This is a genomic window from Paludibacillus litoralis (genome assembly GCF_037646705.1).
Classification (GTDB): Bacteria; Pseudomonadota; Alphaproteobacteria; order Rhodobacterales; family Rhodobacteraceae; genus Pikeienuella; species Pikeienuella litoralis.
In genome coordinates this window covers 18,012-34,805 of record NZ_JBBHER010000006.1, presented here as the reverse complement: position 1 = coordinate 34,805, position 16,794 = coordinate 18,012, and the positions used below count along the sequence as shown (strand labels likewise).

At 69.3% G+C, this 16,794-nt stretch carries 12 protein-coding genes; 11 read left to right on the top strand and 1 reads right to left on the bottom strand.

The features are described 5' to 3' along the window. The first annotated feature begins 157 nt into the window (after positions 1-157). The 7 genes from xrtD to WG921_RS11260 all read left to right on the top strand — a co-directional run bounded on the left by xrtD (position 158) and on the right by WG921_RS11260 (position 10,301). A complete protein-coding gene (gene xrtD / locus WG921_RS11290; RefSeq protein WP_340109347.1) occupies positions 158-1,777 on the top strand; it encodes a VPLPA-CTERM-specific exosortase XrtD in 1,620 nt (539 codons plus the stop codon). 209 nt (positions 1,778-1,986) lie between these two features. Beyond that, complete coding sequence (locus WG921_RS11285) at positions 1,987-2,922, top strand: ExeA family protein (protein ID WP_340109346.1); 936 nt, start codon at positions 1,987-1,989, stop codon at positions 2,920-2,922. Between the two features lie 71 nt (positions 2,923-2,993). Beyond that, on the top strand, positions 2,994-4,598 hold the full coding sequence (locus tag WG921_RS11280; RefSeq protein ID WP_340109345.1) for a GumC family protein: 1,605 nt from the start codon (positions 2,994-2,996) through the stop codon (positions 4,596-4,598). A gap of 30 nt (positions 4,599-4,628) precedes the next feature. Next, positions 4,629-5,465, top strand: a complete 837-nt coding sequence (locus tag WG921_RS11275) for a CpsD/CapB family tyrosine-protein kinase (protein ID WP_340109344.1) — start codon at positions 4,629-4,631, stop codon at positions 5,463-5,465. A 156-nt stretch (positions 5,466-5,621) separates the two neighbouring features. After that, on the top strand, positions 5,622-8,012 hold the full coding sequence (locus WG921_RS11270) for a tetratricopeptide repeat protein (RefSeq protein WP_340109343.1): 2,391 nt from the start codon (positions 5,622-5,624) through the stop codon (positions 8,010-8,012). 120 nt (positions 8,013-8,132) lie between these two features. Next, positions 8,133-9,920 carry a DNA polymerase III subunit gamma/tau gene (locus tag WG921_RS11265; protein WP_340109342.1) on the top strand — a complete coding sequence of 596 codons (1,788 nt, stop codon included), beginning with the start codon at positions 8,133-8,135 and terminating at the stop codon, positions 9,918-9,920. A 45-nt stretch (positions 9,921-9,965) separates the two neighbouring features. Beyond that, positions 9,966-10,301 carry a YbaB/EbfC family nucleoid-associated protein gene (locus WG921_RS11260; protein WP_340109341.1) on the top strand — a complete coding sequence of 112 codons (336 nt, stop codon included), beginning with the start codon at positions 9,966-9,968 and terminating at the stop codon, positions 10,299-10,301. Positions 10,302-10,334: 33 nt separating this feature from the next. Here the strand turns inward: WG921_RS11260 and WG921_RS11255 are convergent, their stop codons facing one another. Continuing rightward, complete coding sequence (locus WG921_RS11255; RefSeq protein ID WP_340109340.1) at positions 10,335-10,961, bottom strand: TlpA disulfide reductase family protein; 627 nt, start codon at positions 10,959-10,961, stop codon at positions 10,335-10,337. A gap of 29 nt (positions 10,962-10,990) precedes the next feature. Here WG921_RS11255 and argH point away from each other — a divergent pair, with 29 nt between their 5' ends. The 4 genes from argH (at position 10,991) to WG921_RS11235 (ending at position 16,510) form a co-directional block, all read left to right on the top strand. Beyond that, positions 10,991-12,415, top strand: a complete 1,425-nt coding sequence (argH, locus tag WG921_RS11250) for an argininosuccinate lyase (RefSeq protein WP_413788585.1) — start codon at positions 10,991-10,993, stop codon at positions 12,413-12,415. Next, complete coding sequence (locus WG921_RS11245; RefSeq protein ID WP_340109339.1) at positions 12,412-12,558, top strand: lipoprotein; 147 nt, start codon at positions 12,412-12,414, stop codon at positions 12,556-12,558. The genes argH and WG921_RS11245 overlap by 4 nt, the downstream gene beginning before the upstream one ends. 79 nt (positions 12,559-12,637) lie before the next feature. Next, a complete protein-coding gene (gene lysA, locus WG921_RS11240) occupies positions 12,638-13,906 on the top strand; it encodes a diaminopimelate decarboxylase (RefSeq protein WP_340109338.1) in 1,269 nt (422 codons plus the stop codon). Between the two features lie 30 nt (positions 13,907-13,936). Further along, complete coding sequence (locus tag WG921_RS11235; RefSeq protein WP_340109337.1) at positions 13,937-16,510, top strand: TIGR02302 family protein; 2,574 nt, start codon at positions 13,937-13,939, stop codon at positions 16,508-16,510. Positions 16,511-16,794: the final 284 nt, after the last annotated feature.

Below are 16,794 nucleotides of genomic sequence, written 5' to 3'. Positions count from 1 at the left end.
TTTGCAATTCGATGCGACAAGGAAGCCACAGAAGCCACAATCGCGTGTAGAAACCAGGCAAGGCATTGATCAAAGCCGGCCTGGTGGGGCAGGTTGCCGATACTCCGTGTTTGTGTAAGGAACGGGAAGAGCTCCGGCTCTTGTTTGGAGCGGTGGGATGGTCGCAGTGATTGCTAAGGAACGAAGCTCCGGGGGCGTCGTATCGAGATTCGGCCGGAATCTGGGGCCGGGTTTCGGACTGTTCGTCCTCCTTGTCGCGTCCGGCGTCGCGGTGTTCTGGAGCGGTTTTTTCGCTCTTTTCGATGCGTGGCGGCTGCCCGAGTACAGCCACGGGCCGCTGATCCCGATGCTGTCGTTCTACCTCTTTCTGCGGCAACTGAGCGCCACGCCGCGCCCGCCGTCGACGGTCACTGATCGCTGGCCGGGCGTCGCGCTGATCGCGTTCACGCTGCTGATCGCGATGCTGGGCAACGTCGCGCATATCCCCGATATCGTCACCTACGCGATGATCCTCTGGTTCTACGGGGTGGTGCTGGTCGGATTCGGCTGGCGCCATGGCCGGGAGTACTGGCCGCCGGTCCTGCATCTGGTGTTCATGCTGCCGCTGCCGGCCTTTCTCTATTGGCAGGTGTCGATCAACCTCCAGTTCATCTCCTCCGAGATCGGCGTCGCGCTGATCCGGCTGATGAACATCCCGGTGTTCCTGGACGGCAACATCATCGACCTCGGCGTCTACAAGCTTCACGTCGCGGAGGCCTGCTCGGGCCTGCGCTATCTCTTCCCGGTGATGAGCTTCTCCTACATCTTCGCGGTGCTGTATCAGGGGCCGGTGTGGCACAAGGCGGTGCTGCTGCTCTCCGCCGCTCCGATCACGATCCTGATGAATTCGTTCCGGATCGGCGTGATCGGCGTGCTGGTGGACAATTACGGGATCGCGCAGGCCGAGGGGTTCCTCCATTTCTTCGAAGGCTGGGTGATCTTCATCGCCTGCGTCCTGATCCTGTTCGGGCTCGCGCGGCTGATGCAGTGGATCGCGAACGACAAGCGGCCGCTTTCCGAGGCGCTCGACCTGGAGTTCAGCGGGCTTGGCGGGCAATTCGCCCGGATCTTCTCGATCAGGCTCTCCGCGGCGCTGGTCGGCGCGGCGCTGCTTACGGGGGCGGTCGGGCTCGGCTGGCATCTGGCGCCGGAGCGGGCGCAGGCCGAGGTCATCCGCGATCCGCTCGTGCTCTTTCCGCGGCGGATCGCCGATTGGCGGTCCGGCCCGGCGCAGCTGCTGGACCCGGCGGTGGAGAGCGTCCTCGGCGCGGACGACTATCATTCGGCGGCGTTCATCTCGCCGAACGAGGGCGCGCCGGTCGATCTTTTCATCGCCTATTACGAGCGTCAGACCGAGGGGGACGGCATCCACTCCCCGGAGGTCTGCATCCCCGCCGGCGGCTGGGAGATGTCGAAGATCAGGCGGACGGAAGTCAGCGTGAAGGACGTCGGCGGGAAAACGACGATGCTGCCGGTCAACCGCGCGCTGATCCAGAAGGGGCTCAGCCGGCAGCTGGTCTATTACTGGTTCGAGGAGCGCGGCCGGCGGCTGACGAACGACTACCTCGCGAAGGCGACGACCGTGATCGACGCGCTGACGATGGGGCGGAGCGACGGCGGGCTGGTGCGCGTCATCACGCCGATCATGCGCGGCGAGACCGACGAGCAGGCCGACGCCCGCCTCCAGGCGTTTCTGGACGATACGTTGAAAATCATTCCCCGTTTCGTGCCGAACTGATTTGACCGGACCGATCCGGGACGGTTGAAACGGGCTGTGGAAATTAGCACATTGTTGGTTGCTCTCGTGTGATAACATCCTCGTGGGTTGCATGGTCCCGGGCGCGCGGGGTGGCGCGCCGGCCCTGTTCAGGAGGCGAGGATCGTCGACGCGGCGAGCGCGGCGCGTGATCCGGCCCCGAAGGCGAAGCGCCTTCGCAGGGACGGGGCGTGGCGGCGTCTGATGCGGGTGATGTGGTGAAAAAGCCGGAGGACGGCATGAATTCAGACGGCGGGGCGATCATGTACGAATCGTTCTACGGTCTCTCGCAGAGGCCGTTTCTGACCTTGCCCGACCCGGATTTCCTGTTCTGGTCGGACAGCCACATCATGGCGTTCACGATGCTGCGCTACGGCGTGATGACCCGCGCGCCGATCACGGTGATCACCGGCGAGGTGGGCGCGGGGAAGACGACCCTGCTGCGCAAGCTCCTGCGCGAGATCCCGGAGGAGGTCACCACCGGCCTCATCTCCAACATGCAGGACGGCCGGGGCGAACTTCTGCACTGGGTGATGATGGCGCTCGATCAGCCATTCGACGCCGATGAACCCTATGTCACGCTCTTCAAGCGGTTTCAGGACTTCGTCATCGAGGCCTACGCCCAGAAGCGCCGCGTGCTGCTGATCTTCGACGAGGCGCAGAATCTCGGCGTTCGGGCGTTGGAGGAGCTGCGGATGCTCTCCAACATCAATTCGGAGAAGGACGAGCTGCTGCAGATCATCCTTGTCGGCCAGCCCGAATTGCGCGATCTGATCGCGCGCCCCGAGCTGCGGCAGTTTTCTCAGCGGATCAGTTCCGATTTCAACCTTGGCCCGCTTTCGAAGGTGGAGACGACGAAATACATCCGCCGGAGGCTGGCGATCGCGGGCGCGACCACCGAGATCTTTCCGGAGCGGACCTGCGAATTGATCCATGAGGCGACCGGCGGCGTGCCGCGGTTAATCAATATTTTATGCGATTTTTGTTTGCTCTATGGGTTCTCAGCCGAACGGCGGGTGATTGGAGAGGATCTCTTGAACGAATTTCTGGACAGCGCCAAGCGGCGCGGCATTTACAACCAGTTCGCCGCGCTGCGGCCGATTCCAAAACTGGTGAGCGGCAAATAAGCCTCTCTCATGAGAGACGGGTACGAGATGAGCGTCCGGCGCAGGCCGGGCCGAAAGCATGAGTGTGAATGATGGCTGATAGCGCAGGTATGGGAATGGGCGATGTGCTCGGGGTGGTGAAGCGCCGCGCGTGGATCGTGGCGCTCTGCTTCGTCCTGCTGACCCCGCTGGCGCTTGGCGTCGCCTATATCCTCCCGCCGGTCTACTCCGCCACAGCGCATATCCTGGTGGAGAGCCAGCAGATCCCGGATGAGCTCGCCCGTTCGACCGTCACGGCGTCGGCGGCGGAGCGGATGGAGGTGATTCGCCAGCGGCTTCTGACCCGCCAGAACCTGGTCGAGATCATCGACAAGTTCGATCTCTATTCGGACTTCACCCAGATGACCCTCGGCGACAAGATCGAACGCCTGCGCGAGGAGACCACATTCGAGAGCATCGAATATGGCGGGCAGACCTATCGGCGCGGCCCGGCCCCGGTGTCGGCGTTCACGATCTCCGTCAAGGCGACGACGCCGGTCGGGGCCGCCGCGGTCGCGAATGAATTCGTGACGCGCGCGCTGGACCTCAATCTTCGGCAGCGGACGGAGCGCGCGACCGAAACGGTCGCGTTCTTCCGGCAGGCGGTCACGCGGCTGTCGAGCCAGATGCTCGACCTCGAAAACCAGATCGTCGCCTTCAAGAGCGAGAACGCCGACGCCTTGCCGGGGACGACCGCCTATCGCATCGACGAGATCCAGTCGCTGGAGAAGCAGATCTATGACGGGGAGGAGCGGCGGCTCGCCCTCGAGACGCAGCGCCAGGAGATCGAAGCGATGCTGGCGCAGGGTCTCTCCGGGGTCTCGGATGAGAAGGTGACGCCGGAGCAGCAGCAGCTCAACACCCTTCGGAACACGCTTGCGCAGCAGCGCGGCGTCCTCTCGCCGTCGCACCCGACGGTGCGCGCGCTCGAAGCGCGGATCAGCGCGCTCGAAAAGCAGCTGGAGACGGTCTCGCCGGAGACCGGCCAGGTGATGGACCCGATGGAGCAACAGCGCGAGCGGCTGGCGCGGCAGCTCACGCTCATCAGCAATGAGATCGCCAGGATCGACCAGCGCGCCGCGGAGGCGGAAGAGAAGCTCGCGAAGCTCCGCGATGCGGTGACCCGTGCGCCGCAGGTCGAGAGCGCGCTGCTGTCGCTTCAGCGGCGGCTGGCCGAAACGCAGGAGAACCTGTCCGTCGCGTCGAGCAAACTGGCCGAGGCGGAGACCGGCGAAAAGCTGGAGATCAACCGCCAGGCGGAGCGGCTGGTGGTGATCGAGCAGGCCCAGGTGCCGACCGAGCCCGATTCCCCGAACCGGCTGGCCATCGCCGGAATCGGCGTCGGCGGCTCTCTGGCGTTCGGCGTCATGCTCGCCGTCCTGGTCGAACTTCTGAACACGTCGATCCGATCGTCCAGCGATCTTCAGCGCCGGGTCAATCTGCGGCCCATCGTCGTCGTTCCCTATATCCGGACGCGCCGCGAGATCCGGGCGCGCCGGTGGCGCCTGGCGATCGCCGCGTTCGCCATTCTCGTCGGCGTCCCGGCGATCCTGTTCGCGATCGACCAATATTTCTTGCCGCTCTCCGTTCTGGCCGAGCGTCTGGCGCAGAAAACCGGGATCAATTTTCTGATCGAGCTCATCGAGCGGCGCTTCTAGGCGGAACGCCCGCGACAAGGATACGGAATCATGGTCGAAAGACTGAAACAAGCGATCGACAAGGCGAGGGCGCAGCGGGAAGGCGAGGCCGCCGGGCGGGCCGCGAGCGGGCCTGGGGCCGCGCCCGCGTCGCCTGCGGCCGCGCCCACGGAGGCGTCGGCGCTCTGGGAGTCGCTCCGGGAGGTCGAGCTCTCGGCGGGGCAGCTGCATCGCTCCCGGATCGTCACCTACGCCAAGACCGATGTCGCGCATATCCCCTTCGATCTCCTCAGGACGCGGCTTCTCAAGGTGTTTCGGGACAACGGCTGGCGGCGGATCGCGATCACCTCGCCGACCAAGGGATGCGGCAAGACCCTCGTCGCGACCAATCTGGCGTTCAGCTTCGCGCGCCAGCCGGATCTCAAGACGCTGCTGGTGGACATGGATCTGAAGGCGCCGACGATCTCGCGTATTCTGGGGTTGAAGGAGGTCTCCCCGATCGCCTGGTTCCTGAACGGCCAGACGCCGCTCGAGAGCGCGGTCGTCCGCTTCGGCGACAATCTCGCCCTCGCCCTCAACGGCGAGCGGGTGCGCGATTCCACGGAGCTGATCCAGGACGAAATGACGTCGAAGCGCCTCGATGCGGCCGTGAAGCGGCTGGACCCGGACATCGTGATCTACGATCTGCCGCCGATGCTGGTCAGCGACGACGCGATCGCGTTCATGGACCAGGTCGACTGCGTGCTCATGGTCGCGGCGGGCGGGCAGACGAAAGCGAAGGAAATCGAGTATTGCGAGCAAATGTTCGTCGATCACGTCAATTTCCTTGGCGTCCTTCTCAACAAGGGAGAGGATGACGTCAGCGGAAGGGCCTATGAATATGCATGATCGACCCGAGATGAGCGCGCCAGGCCAAAGCGGCGCGTGTCGTCATTCGGCGTCGATCCGCCGCGCGCCGCCGTCTTCCGGCCGGGGCGCGCGTAATTTCTCAGAATTGGAGGTCGTGTCCCGATGGGCGCTTTTTCAAGACAAGTGAATCGACTGATGCTCGTCATCGTTCTGGCGCTGGGCTCGCTGGCCGTCGCCGCGTGCGACACCGCGGAGGACCGGCTCGCCAAGCATGTGGAGAGCGGCCAGGAGCTCGTCGCCGAGGGGGCGCTGGAGAAGGCGACCGTCGAATTCCGCAACGCCCTCGCGATCGACGCGGACAACGTGCCGGCGCATCTCGGCATGGTCGAAATCTACGAACGCCAACAGAACTATCCCGCGATGCTCGGGCACCTGAACAAGGTCGTCGGGGTCGAGCCGAAAAACGAGACCGCGCTGGTGAAGCTCGGGCAGATCATGATGCTCGGGGGGCAGCTGGACGACGCGCTGATTCAGGCGGACGCCGCGGTCGCCGCGGCGCCCCAGAACGTCGCCGCGCTGGTTCTGAAGGCCGGCGTGTCGCTGCGGCTCGGCAACAGCGACACCGCGCTGGACTTCGCGAAGCGGGCGATCGCGCTCGACCCGGCGAACCCGACCGCGCACGCGGTCCTGATCGGAGAGCGGCTCAACGCGGACGATATCGACGGCGCCCTCGCCATCGCGGACGACATCACCGCGCGCGCGCCGGAGGATCTCGGCGTCGCGCTGGTGAAGCTTCAGGCTCTGGAGAGGCGGGGCGACACGGAGCAGGTCGGCGCCTATCTCGAACAACTGGCGGGCCTGTTCCCCGATCAGACCTCCCTCAAGACCGCGCTCGCCCGCTGGTATGTTCAGAACGACCGGGCCGCGGACGCGGAGGCGACGCTCCGCTCCATCGCCGAAGCCCGGCCGGATGATTCCGAAGCGGCGCTTCGCGTCGTGAGGTTCGTCTTCTCGGAGAAGGGCGAGGCCGCGGCGCGCGAGGAGCTGGAGCGCCTGATCGCCGACCGCGAGGACAAGACCCCCTATCGGGTGGCGCTGGCGCAGCTCGAATACGGCCAGGGCGAAACCGAAGAGGCGAAAACGCGCCTCGCCGACATCATCGCGGGGCTCGAAGCCGCCGACGACGACGTCGAGCTGAACAAGGTCCGGCTGATTCTCGCCCGCCATCTTCTGCGTGAAGACGACCGGGCGAAGGCGCTGGAGCTGGTTCAGTCGGTGCTGGAAAACGCCCCCACCAACGTGGACGCGCTCACCATCCGGGCGGCGCTTCGCTTTTCGGACGAGGATTACACCAACGCGCTGCTCGACATCCGGGCCGGCCTTGCGGGCGACCCCAGCAACGCGCAGCTGCTTCTGCTCTCGGCGCGGACCCATCAGCGCACCGGCGGCACCGACATCGCCAGCGAGAATTACTCCGCCGCGATGGAGGCGTCCGGCTACAGCCCTGAAATCACGATGGAGTATGTGAGCTTTCTGCGGCTGAACCAGCGTGACGACGCGATTGCGACGGTGTTGACCGAAGCCGTCCGCCGCCAGCCCAGCGACAAGGATCTCCTGACGGCGCTGGCCGAGGCCCAGCTTCGCGCGGGCGACTGGACCGGCGCGGATCAGACCGCGGCCCAGCTGGCCGCTGTCGACCGGGACGCGGCGATGCGGGTGCGCGCGGCGACGCTGAGCGGGCAGAACAGGTTCGATGAGAGCCTGTCGGTCCTCGAAAACATCTCGAAGGACCCGTCGCAGCGCGATTCCACCCTCGCGGCGACGGTTCAGGTCTATTACAAGGCCGGCGAAATCGACAAGGCGATGGCCTTCCTCGCCGACGTCCTCGAAGAGAATCCCCAGAACGTCCAGGCTCTGATGTTGCGGGCGTCGCTCCACGCCAGCCAGAACGACGCCGCCTCCGCCGAGGCGGATTACAAGGCGGCGATGGCCGCCAACCCGCGGGCGCAGGCGCCCGTGCTCGGGCTGGGGCGCCTCTATCTCGCTCTCGGCCGGGATGAGGAGATGCTCTCGTTGATGAACGCCGGCGTCGACGTCGTGGATCAGCCGAGCGGCCTGCGGCTTTTCCTCGGCGGGTATTACGAATCCCGCCAGCGCCCCGAAGACGCGATCGCGCAGTATCGCGCGCTTTTCGCGGCGCAGCCGACCTCCATGGTGGCGGCCAACAACCTCGCCAGCCTGCTCGTCGAATATCACGGCGACGACCCGGCGGCGCTCGCCGAAGCGGAGGAGATCTCCGGCGCGCTGCGGGGCGTGGAGATTCCCGCCTTCCAGGACACCTATGGCTGGATCCGCTACAAGCTCGGCGACTACACCCAGGCGGTGCGCTATCTGGAGCCTGCGGCCGAGGCGCTGCCGGGCAATCCATATGTGCGCTACCATCTCGGCCTCGCCTATGCGGCGCTGAACGCCGCCGATTCGGCGCGCCCGCATCTGGAGGCCGCCGCGGCGGCGGACCCGAGGGCCTTCGCCTTCACCGCGGAGGCGAAAGCCGCGCTGGAGGCGCTGCCGCCCCCCGCCGAATAGGGGCCGCGCCGGGGTCTGCGGCCGGAGAGTCGGGGCGGGCGGCCGCGCGCCGCCCGCTTCGTCTTGCGGCGAGGCCCCGCCCCACATAGGCTCCACGCGCGCTTCCGAAGGAAGGATGGAATGGCCGAAGATCAGCCGGGTGAAGGCGCCGCCTATCAGGCGCTGGCCAGAAAGCACAGGCCGCAGAGCTTCGCCGAACTGATCGGGCAGGAGCCGATGGTCCGCGTGCTGACCAACGCCTTCGCGCATGACCGGATCCATCACGCCTTCATCATGACCGGGGTGCGGGGGGTGGGCAAAACCACCACCGCGCGCATCATCGCCAAGGGGCTGAACTGCGTCGGCCCGGACGGGACCGGCGGGCCGACGACCGCGCCCTGCGGCGTGTGCGAGCCCTGCCGCCAGATCGCCGAAAGCCGCCATGTCGATGTGCTGGAGATGGACGCCGCCTCGCGCACCGGCGTCGGCGACATCCGCGAGCTGATCGATTCGGTCCGCTACCGGGCGGCGTCGGCGCGCTACAAGATCTACATCATCGACGAAGTGCACATGTTGAGCGTCTCGGCCTTCAACGCGCTGTTGAAGACGCTGGAGGAGCCGCCGCCGCATGTGAAGTTCATCTTCGCCACCACCGAAATCCGCAAGGTTCCGGTCACCGTGCTGTCGCGCTGCCAGCGCTTCGATCTCCGGCGGATCGAGCCGGAGACGATGATGGCGCATCTCGCCGGCATCGCGGCGGAGGAGGGCGCGCGGGTCTCGTCCGAGGCGCTGGCGCTGATCACGCGCGCGGCGGAGGGCTCCGTCCGGGACGCGCTCTCGCTGCTCGATCAGGCGATCGCGCATGGGCGCGAGGAGGAGACGACCGCGGAGGAGATTCGCGCCATGCTCGGCCTCGCGGATCGGGGGCGCGTGATCGACCTCTTCGAGGCGATCATGCGGGGCGACGCCGCGGCGGCGCTCGGAGAGCTTTCCGGCCAATACGCCGACGGCGCCGACCCGGTCGCCGTTCTCCGCGATCTGGCCGAGCTGACCCACTGGATCAGCGTCGTGAAGATCAATCCGTCGAACGCGGACGACCCGACCGTGGGCGCCGACGAGCGCGACCGCGGCCGCACGCTGGCGGACGGGCTGGAGATGCGCGCGCTGGCGCGGATGTGGCAGATGCTTCTGAAGGCGCTGGACGAGGTCGGGCGCGCGCCGAACGCGATGATGGCGGCGGAGATGGCGGTGATCCGCCTCACCCATGTCGCCGAATTGCCGACGCCGGAGGATATCGTCCGCCGGCTCGACGGCGCGCCGCCCGGCGGCGGCGGGGGAGGGCCCGCGGCCGCGCCCCCCTCCGGCTCTCCCTCCGGCCCCTCGGCCGGCGCGAGCGCGCGCGGCGGCGCGGCCCCGGCCTCGGCCCGCCCGCTGGAGGCCCCGCGCGCCGCCGCCGCGCCGTCGCCGCTCGCCCGCTATGAGAGCTTCTCCGACATCGTCGCGCTGATCCGGGAGCGGCGCGATCTGAAGCTCCTGACCGATGTCGAGGATTTCGTGCATCTGGTGCGCTACGCCCCCGGCCGGATCGAGTTCACGCCCGCCGCCGGCGCGCCGGGCGATCTGGCGCAAACGCTCGGCGCGCGGCTTTCGGCCTGGACCGGCGCCCGCTGGATGGTGGCGCTGACGCGCGAGCCGGGCGCGCCGACGCTCGGCGAGACCCGGCGCGCCGCCGCCCTCGCCGACGAGAGCGCGGCCGCCGCGCATCCGCTGGTCGCGGCCGCGCTGAAGACATTCCCCGGCGCCCGCATCGCGGCGCTTCGCGACCTCGCGGCGCTTGACGAGCCGCCGCCGCCGGCGGAAGACGACGACGACGAAGACGACGAGGATTACGGCGACGAATGGTCGCCGGTGGACCCGTTCGCGGGCTGACCCGCCACAGAAAGCCGACCCCGCAGAAAAAGAAGGTGACGCGCGATGTTCAAGGGATTGGGCGACATGGGCAAGCTGATGAAGCAGGCCCAGGAAATGCAGACCAGGATGGCCGAAGCTCAGGCCCAGCTCGACCGGATCGAGGTCGAGGGCGAGGCCGGCGCCGGCATGGTGAAGGCCGCGGTCAGCGCGCAGGGCTCGCTCCGCTCGCTCTCGATCGACCCCACGCTCTTCAAGCCCGAGGACCGCGAGGTGGTCGAGGATCTGATCGTCGCCGCCGTGCGGGACGCTCAGGAAAAGGCGAGCGCCCGCGCGGCGGAGGAGATGGGCAAGCTGACCGAGGGCCTGCAGCTGCCGCCGGGGATGAAGCTCCCGTTCTGACCGGCGCGGCGGGCCTCGGGGGCGCGGGCCGGGTCAGCTCTCGTTCGAGTCGAGCGCGGCGCGGATCGCCTTCAGCATGGCGATCGACTCGGGCGAATCCCATTCCGCCTCGCCCTGAAGCCGCGCGACCTCATCGCCGTTCCGGTCGAGGATCAGCGTGATCGGCATGCCGAGGATTCCGCCTTCCGCGCCGATCCTGAGCGTGGGCTCGCGGTAGATGTCCAGGTTCTTCACCCGATAGTCGGACCCGTCCTCCTGGGTGATGCCGAGGAAGAAATCCTTGATCTTCTCGGTGCTGGCGCGGTCCATCGAGATCGCGATCAGGTCGAAGCCGTCATCCGCCATCGCCCCCCGCAGCCGGTCGAGCGACGGCATCTCCTTGCGGCAGGGCGGGCACCATGTGGCCCAGAAATTCACCACCATCATCTTGCCGCCGAAATCCGCGATCCGGACCTCGGCGCCGCGGCCGGTCTCGAACGGCGTTTCGAGCCGCGCGCGCGGCGCGTCATGGATGATCAGCTTGGTCATGTCGCCGGCGCGGGCGGCCTTCAGGCTCGCGATCTCCGCCGCCGAAAGCCCCGTCGCGGCCGCGGGGGTGGCGCCGAACGCCAGAGCGCCGTATAGGATCGCGCCGATGAAACCTGCGACCTTGGTTTTCATTTTGTCTCCTTCCGACCCGCCGAGGGCCTATGACCGAACAGAAAAGCCCTGTGCAACCTAAGTCCGCGACGCCCGGGCGCAACGCCATGTGGGGCGGGCGTTTCGCCGCTGGCCCGGACGCCGTGATGGAGGAGATCAACGCCTCCATCGGCTTCGACCGCCGCCTCGCGGCGGAGGATGTCGAGGGGAGCCGCGCTCACGCGCGGATGCTCGCCGCCACCGGCGTTATCACAAGGAGCGACGCGGACCAGATCTGCGAGGGTCTCCTCACGATCTTGTCAGAAATCGAGGACGGAACGTTCGAATTCTCCCGCGCGCTCGAAGACATCCACATGAACATCGAGGCGCGGCTGACCGATCTGATCGGCGCGCCCGCCGGGCGCCTCCACACCGCGCGGAGCCGCAACGATCAGGTCGCGCTCGATTTCCGCATGTGGGTGCGCGCCCGCGTCGACGACGCGATGGAGGGGCTCGAAGCCCTGCTCCGCGCGCTGCTCGCGCAGGCCGAGGGCCGCGAGGCGATGGTGATGCCCGGCTTCACCCATCTGCAGAGCGCGCAGCCGGTGACCTGGGGCCATCACATGATGGCCTATGTCGAGATGTTCGGCCGCGACCTCTCCCGGTTCCGGGACGCGCGCGCGCGGATGAACGAATGCCCGCTCGGCGCGGCCGCGCTCGCCGGGACCTCGTTCCCGATCGACCGGGAGATGACCGCCGAGGCGCTCGGCTTCGACCGGCCGACCGCGAACAGCCTCGACAGCGTCGCGGACCGCGATTTCGCGCTCGAATACCTCGCCGCCTGTTCGATCACCGCGACGCATCTCTCGCGCTTCGCGGAGGAGCTGGTGATCTGGTCCTCGGCGCAGTTCCGCTTCGTGAAGCTCTCCGACCGCTTCACCACCGGCTCCTCGATCATGCCGCAGAAGCGCAACCCGGACGCGGCGGAGCTGGTCCGCGCCAAGGTCGGGCGGATCAACGGCGCCTTCATCGCGCTCTCGACCGTGATGAAGGGCCTCGCGCTCACCTATTCGAAGGACATGCAGGAGGACAAGGAGCCGGTCTTCGACGCCGCCGACGCGCTGGCGCTGGCGCTCGCCGCGATGACCGGCATGGTCGCCGACATGGTCCCGAACGAGGCCCGCCTCCGCGAGGCGGCGGGCGCGGGGTTCGCCACCGCGACCGACCTCGCCGACTGGTGCGTCCGCCGGCTCGACATCCCGTTCCGCTCCGCCCACCACATCACCGGATCGCTGGTGAAGATGGCGGAGGATCGCGGCGTCGCCCTCGCGGATCTCACGCTCGAGGACATGCGGACGGTCGAGCCGCGGATCGCCGCCGACGTGTTCGACGTCCTGACGGTCGACGCCTCCGTCGCCAGCCGGACCAGCTATGGCGGCGCGTCGCCCGAAGGCGTCGCCGCCCAGATCGCGCGTTGGAAGGCGCGGCTGGCGTGAGCAAGCGGACCCGGGCCCTGATCATCATCGGACTGTTCGTCCTCGTCTGCGCGTCGCTCGTCGGCTGCGGCCGGAAGGGCGATCCGGCCACGCCTCCGCCGCCTTCGCCGTCTCAGGGGGAGACGGCGGCGCAGGAGGGCTGAGCGCCATGCGCGCGCCGATATCGCGGCTTCCGGCGCCGGCCGGGGGCCTCCCTCCATCTCTCCGGCATGGGGCGCGCTGATGGATCATTTCACCTATCGGAACGGCGTCCTTCACGCCGAGGACGTCTCGCTGGAGGAGATCGCCGCCGCGGTCGGCACGCCCTTCTACTGCTATTCGACCGCGACGCTGGAGCGCCATGTCCGCGTGTTCGACGAGGCGCTGGCCGGCCTGCCGCATCTCCTCTGCTACGCGATGAAGGCGAACGCCAACCTCGCCGTCCTGCGCGTGATCCTCCGCGCCGGCGCGGGCATGGACGTGGTCTCGGGCGGCGAGCTGGCGCGCGCGCTGGCCGCCGGCTGCCCGCCGGACAGGATCGTCTTCTCCGGCGTCGGCAAGACGCGGGAGGAGATGCGCCGCGCGCTGGAGGTCGGCATCCGGCAGTTCAACGTCGAGAGCGAGCCCGAGCTCGCCGCGCTGAACGAGGTCGCGCTGGCGATGGGCCGCGCCGCGCCCGTCGCGCTCCGCGTCAACCCGGATGTGGACGCGAAGACCCACGCCAAGATCGCCACCGGCAAGGCCGAGAACAAGTTCGGCGTCCCGATCGAGCGGGCGCGCGCGGTCTACGCCGACGCCGCGGCGATGCCGGGGATCGAGATCGTCGGCGTCGACGTCCATATCGGCAGCCAGATCACCACGCTCGAACCTTACGAGGCCGCGTTTCTCAAGCTCCGCGAGCTGGTCGAGGCGCTTCGCGCCGACGGGCATGAGATCCGCCGGGTCGATCTCGGCGGCGGGCTCGGCATTCCCTATCAACGCTCGAACGAGGCGCCGCCGCTCCCCTTCGATTATGGCGAGCTGGTGCGCCGCACCGTCGGCGATCTCGGCTGCGAGATCGACATCGAGCCCGGCCGGCTGATCGCCGGCAACGCCGGCGTCCTCGTCAGCAGCGTGATCTACCGGAAGGAGGGCGAGGGGCGGGATTTCCTGATCGTCGACGCCGCGATGAACGATCTCCTGCGCCCCGCGCTCTATGACGCCTGGCATGACGTGGAGCCGGTGCGCGAGCCCGCGCGCGCGGCGCCGGTCGCGCCGATCGACGTGGTCGGCCCGGTCTGCGAAACCGGCGACACCTTCGCCCGCGCCCGCGAGCTGCCCCGGCTCGAGGCCGGCGCGCTCATCGCGTTCCGCTCCGCCGGGGCCTATGGCGCGGTGATGTCGTCGGAATACAACACCCGGCCGCTGATCCCGGAGGTGCTCGTCACGGGGTCGCGATTTGACGTGGTGCGTCCGCGCCCGACATATGATGAGATGTTGGCGCGCGAGCGCATCCCCGACTGGCTGACCTGAGCGGCCCCGGCTCGCGCGAGAGGAGCCTTGATGGAGGAGACGCCGAGCGACCGGGTGAGCGCCGCTTTCGCGGAAGCGGAGGGCTCCGTCCGCCTTCAGGCGCGGCGCGCGCGGCGCGCGCTCGCGCTGGAGCGGCTGATCGCGGCGTTCTGGCCGCTCTGGGCGCTCGGCGCGCTCTTTCTCGGCCTCGCGCTTCTCGGGATCCCGGCGCTCCTCCCGCCCGCCTCTCATGCGGCGCTCCTCGCGGCGTTCGCGGCGGGCGCGGCCGTCCTCGCCGCGCGGGGGGCGCGCGCCTTCCGCGCGCCGACCATCCCGGAGGCGATCCGCCGGCTTGACGAAGGCGTCCCCGGCCGCCCGGCCCAGACCTACGCCGACACCCGCGTCGGCGGCGCCGGCGACGCGGGGACCGAGGCGCTCTGGGCGGCGCACCAGCGCAGGACGGCCGCGCGCGCCGCGGCGCTCCGCGCCCCCGCGCCGGATCTTCGCGCCTCCGCGCGCGATCCCTTCGCGCTTCGCCATGGCGGGCTGATCGTGCTGGCGGCCGGGGCGCTGGCCTATTTCGGCGCGGATGAGAGCGGCGCCCGCCGCCTCGTCGATCAGTTCACCCCCGGCGCGCTCGGCGCCGGCGCGGCGGCGGCCCCCGCGCCGACGCTGGAGGCGTGGGCGACGCCGCCCGCCTACACCGGCGCGAACCCGGTCTATCTCAGCCGGCTGACCGACGGCGCGCCGATCGCGCTTCCGGTCGGCTCGGAGGTCTCGCTTCGGGTGTTCGACGTCGCCTCTGCGCCGCGGCTGGAGGAGACCGTCAGCGCCGACGGCGCCGCGTTCGCGGACAAGGGCGCCGGCGTTCACGACACCGTCTTCACCCTGGCGCGGGATGGCGCGGTCCGGGTCGTCGAGGGCGGGCGCGAGATGGGCGCATGGACGCTGACCGCGCTCCCCGACGCGCCGCCCGTCATCGCGTTCGAGGGCGCGCCGAAGGCGGGCGAGCGGGGCGCGCTGACGCTGTCCTTCACCGCCAGCGACGATTACGGCGTGCGCGCCGCCGATGTCGGGATCGCGTTGGACGAGCCGGCCGCGCGCGCGCTCTTCGGCGCCGGAGAGGACGCCGCCGCCCATGCGCCGATCGCGCTCGATCTGCCGCTGCCGCTCGCCGGCGATGTCCGCGACGTGGCGGAGACGCTGATCGCCGATCTCACCGCGCACCCCTGGGCGGGGCTGCCGGTCGTCTACACCCTGACCGCCCATGACTCCGCCGGGCGGACCGGCGTCGCCGAGATGCGCGGAATTCTTCCCGCCCGGCGCTTCGTCGATCCGATGGCGAAGGCGCTGATCGAGCAGCGCCGCGCGCTCGCCTTCAGCCGCGCCGCCGCGCCGCGGGTTTTCGACGTGCTCGAGGCGGTGACGAATTTCCCCGAGGACGTGTTCGACGACGCGGTCGCCTATCTCGCCGCGCGCGTGGCGATCCGGCGGCTCGGCCATGCGCTCGAGGACGGCGCGCTGGATGCGGAGACGCCATCCATCGTCGATCTGCTCTGGAAGGCGGCGATCCGGATCGAGGACGGCGATCTCTCCAGCGCGGCCGAACGGCTCGCCCGCGCCGAGGAGCGTCTCCGCGACGCGGTCGAGAACGGCGCGACCGATGAGGAGATGGCGCGGCTGATGCAGGAGCTGCGCGAAGCGATGCGCGACTATCTCGACGAAATGAGCCGCCAGGCGCTCCGCGACGAGGCGACCGGCGAGAACCAGGCCGAGGGCGACCGGGAAACGATGACGATGGACGATCTCGAGCGCATGCTGAAGGAGCTCGAAGACGCCATCGCGAACGGCGAGCAGGAGCTCGCGCGCCAGATGCTTCAGGCGCTGCGCGAGATGATGGAGAATCTCCAGATGGCGACGCCGGGCGAGGGGAGCCCCGGCGCCGGCGAGCCGGCCGTGAACGAGCTTGGCGACATGATCGGCGAGCAGCAGGGCCTCGCCGACCGCTCCTTCGGCCAGATGCGCCAGGGAGAGGGGCGCGGCCGCGATCCGGGCCAGGGCGAGGGCGAAGGCCCGGGCGAGGGCCGGCGCGGCGAGGGCGAAGGGCGGGGCGGAGATCGGCCCGGCGGCGACAGCGCGGAGCGGATCGCCCGCGATCAGCAGGCGCTCCGCCAGCTTCTAGACGAGCTCCGCGGCGGCCTCCCCGGCGAGGCCGGCGAGGATGCGCGCCGCGCGCTGGACGAGGCGGACCGCGCGATGGGCGACGCGGTCAGGAGCCTTGAAGACGGAGACGAGCGCCGGGCGGTCGACGATCAGGTCCGCGCGCTCGACGCGCTTCGCGAAGGGCGCCGCGCGCTGGGCGAGGACATCGCCAGGGCGCAGGGCCGGAGGGAGGGCGATCAGGCCGGCCGCGAAGGCCGCGGCGGCGACGCCGGGCGCGACGATCCGCTCGGGCGGCCGAGCGGGGTGGACGGCCCGCTCGACGGCGGGTCGGCGTCCGTGCCGGGCGCGGCCCTCGGCTCGCGCGCGCGCGAGCTTCAGGAGGAAATCCGCCGCCGCGCCGGGGAGCGGGCCCGCCCGCCCGAGGAGCTCGACTATCTCGATCGGCTGCTCGACCGTTTCTGAGCCCCGGTTTCGCCCCCGGCCTCCGGGCGCCGTTTCAGAGCCATGCGCGCCGGTCATGGCGGTCTTGCCTGATCGGCCATGGCGCCGGCGCCGCCGGGCGCCTATCTCACCCCTGTGAGAGCAGCGGGTTCGACCCCGCCGCCCGCCAGCCCCGCCGGTTCCTCCTCCCTGCGGCAGGGCGCGGCAGAGGCCTCACGCTGGTCTCCGTGAGGGTGGAGCGCGCGTTCCCCTGTCGTCGCGCCGCCCTCGCGGAGGCCCAATTCCCCCCACCCGGCCCCTCTCGC